The sequence below is a fragment of the Citrobacter sp. S46_ASV_140 genome (genome assembly GCF_018919545.1).
Classification (GTDB): Bacteria; Pseudomonadota; Gammaproteobacteria; order Enterobacterales; family Enterobacteriaceae; genus Citrobacter; species Citrobacter braakii.
The window spans coordinates 1-10671 of sequence record NZ_JAHLRC010000121.1 but is presented as its reverse complement, the minus strand read 5'-3'; the positions used below and the strand labels follow the sequence as shown (position 1 = coordinate 10671).

General features: G+C 52.6%; 9 protein-coding genes and 1 other annotated feature. Of the genes, 2 read left to right on the top strand and 7 right to left on the bottom strand.

The genetic code is table 11. The features are described from left to right. On the bottom strand, nucleotides 1-357 hold a 357-nt coding region (gene ibpA, locus KQJ19_RS19910; protein ID WP_216404035.1), incomplete at its 3' end, for a small heat shock chaperone IbpA. After that, nucleotides 351-423, bottom strand: a sequence feature (ROSE (Repression Of Heat Shock gene Expression) occurs in the 5'-region of heat shock genes and acts as an RNA thermometer to modulate expression.). (Overlaps the previous gene by 7 nt.) 238 nt (nucleotides 424-661) lie before the next feature. On the opposite strand from ibpA, the gene KQJ19_RS19905 reads away from it, so the two are divergent. Then, nucleotides 662-994, top strand: a complete 333-nt coding sequence (locus KQJ19_RS19905) for a YceK/YidQ family lipoprotein (RefSeq protein WP_181635464.1) — start codon at nucleotides 662-664, stop codon at nucleotides 992-994. A gap of 1 nt (nucleotide 995) precedes the next feature. Here the strand turns inward: KQJ19_RS19905 and KQJ19_RS19900 are convergent, their stop codons facing one another. Beyond that, entirely contained in the window at nucleotides 996-2222 is a 1227-nt protein-coding gene (locus KQJ19_RS19900; protein ID WP_216404034.1) for a DUF3748 domain-containing protein, read from the bottom strand. 99 nt (nucleotides 2223-2321) lie between these two features. Between KQJ19_RS19900 and cbrA the strand changes: the two genes are divergently transcribed. Beyond that, the gene (gene cbrA, locus KQJ19_RS19895) at nucleotides 2322-3440 is read left to right on the top strand and encodes a colicin M resistance lipid reductase CbrA (protein WP_049282849.1); all 1119 of its coding nucleotides are present in this window, start codon (nucleotides 2322-2324) and stop codon (nucleotides 3438-3440) included. A 4-nt stretch (nucleotides 3441-3444) separates the two neighbouring features. Here the strand turns inward: cbrA and yidA are convergent, their stop codons facing one another. The 5 genes from yidA to dnaA form a co-directional block, all read right to left on the bottom strand. Further along, nucleotides 3445-4257: a sugar-phosphatase gene (gene yidA, locus KQJ19_RS19890; RefSeq protein ID WP_016155065.1), complete on the bottom strand. Its 813-nt coding sequence runs from the start codon at nucleotides 4255-4257 to the stop codon at nucleotides 3445-3447. A 130-nt stretch (nucleotides 4258-4387) separates the two neighbouring features. Beyond that, nucleotides 4388-6802, bottom strand: coding sequence for a DNA topoisomerase (ATP-hydrolyzing) subunit B (gyrB, locus tag KQJ19_RS19885; protein ID WP_047498797.1), 2415 nt, complete (start codon nucleotides 6800-6802; stop codon nucleotides 4388-4390). Nucleotides 6803-6830: 28 nt separating this feature from the next. Continuing rightward, a complete protein-coding gene (recF, locus tag KQJ19_RS19880; protein ID WP_204552466.1) occupies nucleotides 6831-7904 on the bottom strand; it encodes a DNA replication/repair protein RecF in 1074 nt (357 codons plus the stop codon). After that, complete coding sequence (gene dnaN, locus KQJ19_RS19875; RefSeq protein ID WP_016155068.1) at nucleotides 7904-9004, bottom strand: DNA polymerase III subunit beta; 1101 nt, start codon at nucleotides 9002-9004, stop codon at nucleotides 7904-7906. The genes recF and dnaN overlap by 1 nt, the downstream gene beginning before the upstream one ends. Nucleotides 9005-9008: 4 nt before the next feature. After that, complete coding sequence (dnaA, locus tag KQJ19_RS19870; protein ID WP_047498800.1) at nucleotides 9009-10412, bottom strand: chromosomal replication initiator protein DnaA; 1404 nt, start codon at nucleotides 10410-10412, stop codon at nucleotides 9009-9011. Between the last annotated feature and the right edge of the window lie 259 nt (nucleotides 10413-10671).

Sequence of the window (10671 nt, the reverse complement as noted above, 5' to 3'; positions counted from 1 at the left end):
GATATACAGCAGACCATTCACCAGGTTCGCGCCGCGAACATGAATGTTCTCCGCTAACTGGAACTTACGTTCGAAGTTGCGCTCGGCAATCCCCTGATACAGGTAAGTACGTTCTTTTTGATCGTCCGCATGGGCGCCTTTCACCACCAGCAGATTGTCCTGGGCAGTAATTTCCAGTTCGCTTTCAGCAAAACCAGCAACGGCAATCGCAATTCGGTAATGGTTTTCGTCTACCAGCTCAACGTTATACGGAGGGTAGCCGCCATTGCTCTGGCCCTGATTGTTTTCCAGCAGGTTAAACAGGCGATCAAAACCAATAGCAGAACGGTACAGCGGGGATAAATCAAAGTTACGCATAATCAATAGCTCCTGAAATCAGCGAGAATAATAGACCTTCCATCATGGACAGGTCAGGTAGCCAGGACACCCATCAGGCATGCCCTTCATTTGTCTACACTCTAAAAATGGGTCTTAATACAAACTTTTCAAGCGTATTCATCTGACTTTTTTTGCAGTTTGTTGTCTATTGCATACACTGGTGGGAGCAGTTGTTATCGTTAAATCGCGATAGCCGCCACAGTGTGACGAAATGGTGATGTTATTTTCGCAACGGATCGCTTTAACTCACCATGCAAACACAATAAATACAGATGAAAAAATGATGATAAAAAAAATATTGGTAACACTGACAATGTGCAGCGGGATGGCGTTTGTGAGCGGCTGTTCCAGCATTATGTCGCATACCGGGGGCAAAGAAGGGACGTATCCTGGCACGCGCGCCAGCGCCACAATGATTAGCGAAAGTGATACAAACTGGGGAACCAAGTCACTGGCGATTCTGGATATGCCGTTTACCGCAGTACTGGATACAGTATTACTTCCGTGGGATCTCTTTCGCAAAGATAACTCGGTGAGATCCCGTGTAGAAAAAAGCGAGGAGAGAACGCAGGCCGCGAACGCCGTTATCCCTCCGGCTGAAATGCCTGCTCCTTAAGTTAACGCCCAGTCTCTGTTACCCACAGCTGGCGGAAACCCTCGACGTCTTCCATCCACGCAACCTGTCGACCATCAGGAGAGAAGATGATCGCATCGCCCGATGGTGGGTTGCCGTGACGGTCCGTTAAAAAATCAACCTCTCCCGTCTGAGCATCACAACAAGCAATTTTGTTATCCAGTACAAACCCCAGCCATTTCCCCGACGGATGCCAGTTGAATGCTGACTGAATATCCGTGGTGCAGCGGGTAAGCTGACGCGGTTCCCCTCCTTGTGGGGAAATCAGCCACAGTTGCACAATGCCGACGTCATCACGCATTAAAAACGCAATTTCAGATGCCTTCGGATTACTGCGCACCCAATGGCGCGGCTGATTTACCAGACCGGGAAAGGCGCGCGCATGAGTAAACGTCAGGCGGCGTTGATAAATACCGAATGGCGGCGCAGGCATTGTTGCCTCAGTGCCCTCCAGCGGAGCGTCACCCGACTGTTTCCAGCCGCTTTCATCCTGTGGTAAATCAACAATAAATAACTCCGGCACTTTCTCGCCCGTGACTGATAACGTATCACCGATAAACGCCAGTCTGTTTTCCCCTACCCAGCCCTCTTCATAGGCGCGGTTAATCTCATCGCTACCCGGTTTAGGCGTGGGTGTCGTCTGGGTTACCAGCACGCACCAATGGCTCCCGCTGTACTCACGGGGATGCTGCGCGGAGACCGTCACCGGACCATAGGGCGCAGCCACACCGACATTGCGTAGATCCAGCGCCGGTGAGCGCTCATGCAGCACATGGTCGTTATAGGTGAAACTGACAAACTCGCCGCTCGGGCTAAATACATGCACATGACTACCGCCACGCAGCGCGCCCGGCGTATATGGGGCGGTAATATCCATTGCATCCAGATTCTCCACTTTTGCCTGCGTAGCTATCACCCCACGCCGATGATGGAAGTCGTAATGCCATGTTTCATCAGGATTTTCAGGCCCATGAATAAACACATATTTTTCCAACTTTGGATGAACGGTCACCACGCCAACGTGCGATCCCTGCATGGCCCGATAAATCACCTCCAGCTCGCCAGTATGAATATTGACGCGCTCAATTGTGTTGCCGGTAAAAGAGGCACCGGAAGGGCGCACATCAAAGACCAGCCACTGGCTGTCCGGTGTCCAGGTATTGATATTGGTAAGCTGATGATTACGCGGCGTAAAGGTGATTTGCTTCATGGAATGCCCTGATACAAGACGATTTCAGCAATCATACTTCACAAGCACTTCACTTTCAGGCTTTAGCGTATCGCCATCTTCATTTTTGCGGACAGAAAGATGGAACATTTTGACGTAGCCATTATCGGGTTAGGCCCGGCAGGCGCAGCGCTGGCGCGGCAGTTGAGTGGAAAAATGCGCGTGATCGCGTTGGATAAAAAACACCAGTGCGGCAACGAAGGTTTCACCAAACCCTGCGGCGGTCTGTTGGCCCCGGATGCCCAGCGTTCGTTTATCCGCGACGGGATAACCTTACCCGTTGATGTCATCGCTAACCCACAGATATTTAGCGTTAAAACGGTTGATGTTGCAGCCTCTTTGACGCGTAACTACCAGCGCAGCTACATTAATATCAACCGCCATGCTTTTGATTTATGGCTTAAATCTCTCATTCCTGATGATGTACAGGTGTACCACGACAGCCTGTGTCGGAAAATCTGGCGCGAGGGCGATAAATGGCATGTTATCTTCCGCGCCGACGGTTGGGAGCAGCAGATCACCGCGCGTTATCTGGTGGGAGCCGACGGCGCGAACTCACTGGTACGCCGTCATCTCTATCCCCGGCACCAGATCCGTAAATATGTTGCTATTCAACAATGGTTTGCGGAAAAGCATCCCGTCCCGTTCTATTCCTGCATTTTTGATAACGACGCAACCGACTGTTATTCCTGGAGTATCAGCAAAGATGGCTATTTTATCTTTGGCGGTGCCTACCCGATGAAGGACGGCCAGGCGCGCTTTGACGCGCTGAAAGCGAAGATGGAAGCGTTCCAATTTCAGTTCGGCAAACCGGTGAAAAGTGAAAAATGTACTGTGCTGTTTCCTTCACGCTGGAAAGACTTCGTCTGTGGCAAGGACAACGCATTTTTGATTGGCGAAGCGGCCGGTTTTATCAGCGCCAGCTCACTGGAGGGGATTAGCTATGCGCTGGACAGCGCGGAGGCGCTTAAATCTGTATTGTTGCTGGATGCACCAGATATGAATCACGCTTACCGCAAAGCCACCCGCAAGTTACGTCTCAAACTGTTTGGCAAAATTCTGAAAAGTCGGGCCCTGACGTCGGCGTTTTCCCGTAAATGGATAATGCGCAGCGGCGTGGCGCATATTCCTCAAGGTGACCACTCAGTATCACAAATAATTGCTGAAACAGGGCAAATGCGCCAAGGCATTTGCCCATAACATCTTATTTCAGCGCAAACTTCTCAATAGCATACGCGACGCCATCTTCAAGGTTAGATTTCGTCACAAAGTTGGCGATTTCTTTGACTGACCCAATAGCGTTGTCCATGGCAACGCCCACACCTGCGTATTCAATCATCGCGATGTCGTTTTCCTGATCGCCAATCGCCATCACCTCTTCGGCTTTTATACCCAACGCATCGGCCAGCGATTTCACGCCAGTCCCTTTATTGACGCGTTTATCGAGGATTTCGAGGAAATACGGCGCACTTTTCAGCACGGTGTACTTCTCTTTTACTTCCGCAGGTATGCGCGAGATAGCTTTATCGAGGATCTCCGGCTCGTCAATCATCATCACTTTCAGGAACTGGGTTGCGGGATCCATTTTCTCGGCTTCACAGAACACCAGCGGAATCGTCGCAACAAACGATTCATGCACCGTGTAGTAGCTGATATCACGGTTCGCGGTATACAGGGTGTTGCGATCGAGTGCGTGGAAATGCGAGCCAACGTCCCGGGAGAGCTGCTCCAGATAACGATAATCATCATAGCTCAACGCGGTTTGCGCGACAGTACTGCCATCCCCTGCTTTCTGCACTAGCGCGCCATTGTAGGTAATGCAGTAGTCACCGGGTTCTTCCATATGCAATTCTTTCAGATAGCTGTGGACGCCGGCATACGGGCGCCCCGTGGTCAGCACCACATTTACGCCACGCGCGCGCGCTGCGGCAATCGCCGTTTTGACCGCGGGTGAAATGGTGTGATCGGGCAGCAGAAGTGTGCCATCCATGTCGATAGCAATAAGTTTGATAGCCATGAGTTCCCCGGATTAAATGAGTCCGTCCTCATGCTAACGCGATTCCGCTCAAAAAACAGCTACGAAAAGGGGGATAGAAAGGGGAATCGAGATTCCCCTTTTGCAGGACGGTTGTAGACCTGGGTGCAAGTTAGATATCGATGTTCGCCGCTTTCAGGGCGTTTTCTTCGATAAACGCGCGACGCGGTTCAACGGCATCGCCCATCAGCGTAGTGAAGAGCTGGTCGGCGGCAATCGCATCCTTCACGGTAACGCGCAGCATACGACGGCTTTCCGGATCCATGGTGGTTTCCCACAACTGATCCGGGTTCATCTCGCCCAGACCTTTATAACGCTGGATAGCGAGGCCGCGACGTGACTCTTTCTGCAGCCATTCCAGCGCCTGCTCAAAGCTGGCAACCGGCTGGCGGCGCTCGCCACGTTCGATAAACGCATCGTCTTCGATCAGCCCGCGCAGCTTCTCACCGAGCGTACAAATACGACGGTATTCGCCACCGGTCACAAACTCGTGGTCCAGAATATAGTCGGTATCCACACCGTGAGTACGGACGCGCACAATCGGCTCAAACAGGTTCTGCTCTGCGTTGTGGTGGATATCAAACTTCCACAGGCTGCCGTGCTGTTCTTTTTCGTTCAGCTCGGTAATCAACGTATTAACCCAGCGGGTAACGGTCTGCTCGTTCGCCAAATCAGCTTCCGGCAGCGTCGGTTGATAAACCAGTTCTTTCAGCAGCGCTTTCGGGAAACGACGTTCCATACGGCCAATCATTTTCTGCGTCGCGTTGTATTCAGAAACCAGTTTTTCTAACGACTCACCTGAAAGAGCAGGTGCGCTGGCATTAGTGTGCAGCGTTGCACCATCCAGAGCGATAGAAATTTGGTACTGATCCATCGCTTCGTCATCTTTAATATACTGTTCCTGCTTACCTTTTTTCACTTTGTACAGCGGTGGCTGTGCAATGTAAACGTGGCCGCGTTCCACGATTTCCGGCATCTGACGATAGAAGAAGGTCAACAGCAGCGTACGAATATGCGAGCCGTCGACGTCCGCATCGGTCATGATGATGATGCTGTGATAACGCAGTTTGTCCGGGTTGTACTCGTCACGACCGATGCCACAGCCGAGCGCGGTGATCAGCGTTGCCACTTCCTGAGAAGAGAGCATTTTATCAAAGCGCGCTTTCTCGACGTTGAGGATTTTACCCTTCAGCGGCAGAATTGCCTGGTTTTTACGGTTACGGCCCTGCTTCGCAGAACCGCCCGCGGAGTCCCCTTCCACAAGGTACAGTTCGGACAGCGCCGGGTCGCGTTCCTGACAGTCCGCCAGCTTGCCCGGCAGACCCGCTAAGTCCAGCGCGCCTTTACGACGGGTCATTTCACGCGCGCGACGTGCCGCTTCACGGGCACGTGCAGCATCGATAATTTTGCCCACGACGATTTTCGCGTCAGACGGGTTTTCCAGCAGGTATTCGCTCAGCAGTTCGTTCATCTGCTGTTCTACCGCCGATTTCACCTCAGAGGAGACCAGCTTGTCTTTGGTCTGTGAGGAGAACTTCGGATCCGGTACTTTCACGGAAACAACGGCAATCAAGCCTTCACGGGCATCATCACCGGTGGCGCTGACTTTGGCTTTTTTGCTGTAGCCTTCTTTGTCCATGTAGGCGTTCAGGGTACGGGTCATCGCCGCACGGAAGCCTGCAAGGTGAGTACCGCCGTCACGCTGCGGAATGTTGTTGGTGAAGCAGTAGATGTTTTCCTGGAAACCATCGTTCCACTGCAGCGCAACTTCAACGCCGATACCGTCTTTTTCGGTGGAGAAGTAGAAGATATTTGGGTGGATCGGCGTTTTGTTTTTGTTGAGGTATTCAACAAACGCCTTGATGCCGCCTTCGTAGTGGAAATGGTCTTCTTTACCATCGCGCTTGTCGCGCAGACGAATAGAGACGCCGGAGTTCAGGAACGACAGCTCGCGCAGACGCTTAGCCAGAATCTCGTATTCAAACTCAACGACGTTGGTAAAGGTTTCGTGGCTTGGCCAGAAACGTACCTGAGTACCCGTCGCTTCTGTTTCGCCGGTTACCGCCAGCGGCGCCTGCGGCACACCGTGCACGTAAGTTTGCTGATGCACTTTACCTTCGCGGCGAATCACCAGCTCCAGTTTCTGTGACAGGGCGTTTACTACGGACACACCTACGCCGTGCAGACCACCGGAAACTTTATAGGAGTTATCATCGAATTTACCGCCTGCGTGCAGAACGGTCATGATAACTTCCGCCGCCGAAACGCCCTCTTCCGGGTGAATACCGGTTGGGATACCACGGCCATCATCGGTAACGGACACGGAGTTGTCAGCGTGAATCGTTACAACGATATCTTTACAGTGACCCGCGAGCGCTTCGTCGATAGCGTTATCTACCACCTCGAATACCATGTGGTGCAGACCGGTGCCGTCATCCGTGTCGCCGATATACATACCCGGGCGCTTACGCACCGCATCCAGTCCTTTCAGGACTTTGATACTGGAGGAGTCATAAGAATTCGACATCAACGTTTCTCGCTCATTTAAACTTGGGTTAATCCGTTATTTTACCCTTTTCCACGGTGAACATCTTCGAATTTTTGTCCGACATGTCCAGAACGTGTTCAGCGCTGATTGCGCTGACAAAGACCTGAGATTGCGTCGCTTTTAAGCGGCTGGCTAACAGCCCACGACGGGCATCATCAAGTTCAGAGGCAAAATCATCTATCAGGTAGAGACACCGCCGCCCACTTTCGCGGGTGAGGAACTCCCCTTGCGCCAGACGTAAGGCGCACATCAGCAGCTTTAGCTGCCCACGCGACAACGTGTCTTCCACCGGCGCACCGTCAGCGCGAATGCGAAAATCCGCTTTGTGCGGACCGTGCGCGGTGTAGGTCAACATGCGATCGCGTTCAAAACTGCGTTCCAGCACTTCGGCATAATCGGTCTCTTTCTCCCAGCCGCGCTGGAATGAGAAGGAGAGAGAAAATTCGGGTAGAAACTGCTGACAGGTATCCGCCATATCCTGCGCGATACCGGCGCTGTACTCCGCGCGCCAGGTGCTGATTTGTTCCGCCAGCGGGATCAGTTCTTTATCCCACGGACGCAGTTGCTCATAACGACTCACCTGACGCAGGGCCGCGTTGCGCTGCTTGAGCAGTCGCTTCAGATTGCTCCAGGCGGTGAAAAATCCGACTTCATTGTGAAAGCATCCCCAGTCAAGGAATGCTCTTCTGTATTTGGGGCCGCCATTGAGTAAAGTAAACCCCTCTGGCGTGATCAGCTGCATCGGCATCAGGTGCGCCAGTTCCGCAACCTTGTGCCCGTCAGTGCCGTCAATGCGCACTTTGCTGTCGCCCAGTTTATCTTTCGTCAGACCAATCGATGTCTCACGCTCTTCCCCCTGCAAACGCCCGTGTAAAACAAACGACTCCTGCTCGTGGCGAATTACGCGGCCAATCTGCAAACTGCGAAACGCCCGGCCGTGGCCGAGCGTATAGATGGCTTCCAGCACGCTGGTTTTGCCGCTGCCGTTCGCGCCAACCAGGAAGTTAAAGCCAGGGGATAAAGCGAGATCCGCGCTTTCGATATTGCGAAAGTCGCGGATCAACAGACGGGTGAGCGACATTACAGTCTCATTGGCATAACAACATAAGCCGCGCTCTGGCTGGCAGCATCTTCAATCTGTACGCTCGATACGGAATCGGTCAGCAGAATACGAACGTTCTCGCACTTCAGCGCGTTTAGTACGTCCAGTACGTAGCTAACGTTAAAACCGATTTCCAGTTCAGTGCCAGGATAGGAGACATCCAGAATTTCTTCCGCTTCTTCCTGCTCCGGGTTGTTGGCGGTGATTTTCAGCTGGTTTTCACTGACATACAGACGCACGCCGCGGAATTTCTCGTTAGAGAGGATCGCCGCACGAGCAAATGCCTGTTTGAGGATATCGCAACCGGCTTCCAGATGTTTGTCCGGATTCTTCGGCAATACGCGGCGATAATCCGGGAAACGGCCATCAACCAGCTTGGAGGTAAAGATGAAGTCACCCACGTGCGCACGAATGTTGTTGCTGCCAATCTGCACGCGCAGCGGGTTGTCGCCGCCGTCGAGCATACGCATCAGTTCAATCACGCCTTTACGCGGAACGATCACCGAATGGCTGGGTAACTGCTGACCGACAGGCATTGAACAGACCGCCAGGCGGTGACCGTCGGTCGCCACGGTACGCAGCTCTTCCCCTTCGGTTTCAAAAAGCATGCCGTTTAAGTAGTAACGCACGTCCTGATGCGCCATCGAAAACTGCGTGGCTTCAATCAGGCGCTTCATCGTGGCCTGCGGCAGAGTGAATTCGACTTCGCTCTGCCAGTCGTCCAGATTCGGGAAGTCGGCGGCAGGCAGCGTAGACAGCGAGAAACGGCTGCGGCCAGACCGCACCAGCATGCGATCGCCTTCCAGTTGAACGGCAATTTCCGCGCCTTCCGGCAACCCACGGCAAATATCGAAGAATTTACGCGCCGGAACGGTGGTCGCACCAGGTTCATGAGGCTGGATCAGCGCCACGCGCGCCACCATCTCCATTTCGAGATCGGTACCGGTCAGAGAAAGCGCACCGTCAGCAACCTGCAGCAGCAGATTTCCGAGAATAGGCAGTGTAGGACGTCCACCCAGCGGGCCGCTGACCTGCTGAAGCGGTTTTAATAAATGTTCACGTTCAACGGTAAATTTCATAGCGTCACGAAGATAATGTTCTGATTAAATTGGAGAAATCTTCTTTAATATCATGGCTTTCTTCACGCAACTGCTCAATCTTGCGACAGGCATGAAGCACGGTAGTATGGTCACGCCCACCAAACGCGTCGCCAATTTCCGGCAGACTGTGGTTAGTGAGCTCTTTTGCCAGCGCCATCGCCATCTGGCGCGGACGAGCTACCGAGCGAGATCGACGCTTAGAAAGCAGATCCGCAATTTTGATTTTGTAATACTCCGCCACCGTCTTCTGAATATTGTCGATGGTGACCAGCTTTTCCTGTAAAGCCAGCAGATCGCGCAACGCTTCGCGCACGAAATCGATGGTAATCGCCCGGCCGGTAAAATTAGCGTTGGCGATCACGCGGTTCAGTGCGCCTTCCAGCTCACGTACGTTAGAGCGTAGACGCTTGGCAATAAAAAACGCCACTTCACCCGGCAGACGAATGTCGTTTTCGTCGGCTTTTTTCATCAGGATCGCAACGCGCGTTTCCAGCTCAGGCGGCTCGATCGCAACAGTCAGTCCCCAGCCGAAGCGGGATTTCAGACGATCTTCAACGCCGTTGATCTCCTTCGGATAGCGATCCGAAGTCAGGATGATCTGCTGATTGCCTTCCAGCAGGGCGTTAAAGGTGTGGAAAAACTCTTCCTGCGATCGTTCTTTATTCGCGAAGAATTGGATATCGTCAATCAGCAGCGCATCCACGGAACGGTAGTAGCGTTTAAACTCTTCGATCGCGTTGTTTTGCAGGGCCTTAACCATGTCCTGCACAAAACGTTCGGAGTGCATATACACCACTTTCGCGTTTGGCTTACGCGCCATAATACCGTTACCGACAGCGTGCAGAAGGTGGGTTTTACCCAGACCCGTACCGCCATAAAGGAATAACGGATTGTAGGCGCCGCCAGGATTGTCCGCCACCTGACGTGCCGCCGCGCGCGCCAGTTGGTTAGATTTACCTTCAACGAAGTTATCAAACGTGTGTTTGACGTTGACGTTAGAACGATAGGTAGGTTCTGCCGGTGCCGGGACGTTATCCCAGCCTGAGCGCGCCGACGGAGCGGCACGTTGCGGTTGCACTTGCTGAGCCACGTAGGCGGGCGCAACAACGTTGTTCACCGGCGTTTTCAGCGTTTGCGTGACGGGTTTAGTACCGACTTCAAAGCGCAGCTGTGGGGCATCCGCTCCACAGAAGTTATTGAGTAATCCATTAATATTATTAAGGTATTTATCCCTTACCCAATCAAGCACGAAACGGTTTGGCGCATACAAAGCCAGCGTGTTATCGCTCAGTTCCGCCTGCAACGGGCGTATCCACATACTGAACTCTGTGGCTGGTAACTCATCCTGCAATCGGGCAAGACACTGCTGCCAAAGCGAAAGTGACACGGCGGACTCCACTCGAACAAAAGTCGATAAATGACAAAGGCTGAAACATTCATGATTGTTGACGCACATCGACAAGACCCTATGCAAAGGGTGACGTGCGAATTGCTATCTGCAATTTTTACCCGATCAGGATCCATTGAAACGATCAGGACCGCGGATCATAGCGTAAACTGAGAAAGAGATCTTCTGTTTCTCACAGATTCTTCCCGATTTATCCACAGGATGATCCAGAATCGGCTAAGTGTAAACGATCCTGGAG

Excerpts from the sequence above, each read along its gene's own strand:
- KQJ19_RS19905 (WP_181635464.1), top strand. The coding sequence starts at position 662 with ATGATAAAAAAAATATTGGTAACACTGACAATGTGCAGCGGGATGGCG.
- KQJ19_RS19900 (WP_216404034.1), bottom strand. The coding sequence starts at position 2,222 with ATGAAGCAAATCACCTTTACGCCGCGTAATCATCAGCTTACCAATATC.
- cbrA (WP_049282849.1), top strand. The coding sequence starts at position 2,322 with ATGGAACATTTTGACGTAGCCATTATCGGGTTAGGCCCGGCAGGCGCA.
- yidA (WP_016155065.1), bottom strand. The coding sequence starts at position 4,257 with ATGGCTATCAAACTTATTGCTATCGACATGGATGGCACACTTCTGCTG.
- gyrB (WP_047498797.1), bottom strand. The coding sequence starts at position 6,802 with ATGTCGAATTCTTATGACTCCTCCAGTATCAAAGTCCTGAAAGGACTG.
- recF (WP_204552466.1), bottom strand. The coding sequence starts at position 7,904 with ATGTCGCTCACCCGTCTGTTGATCCGCGACTTTCGCAATATCGAAAGC.
- dnaN (WP_016155068.1), bottom strand. The coding sequence starts at position 9,004 with ATGAAATTTACCGTTGAACGTGAACATTTATTAAAACCGCTTCAGCAG.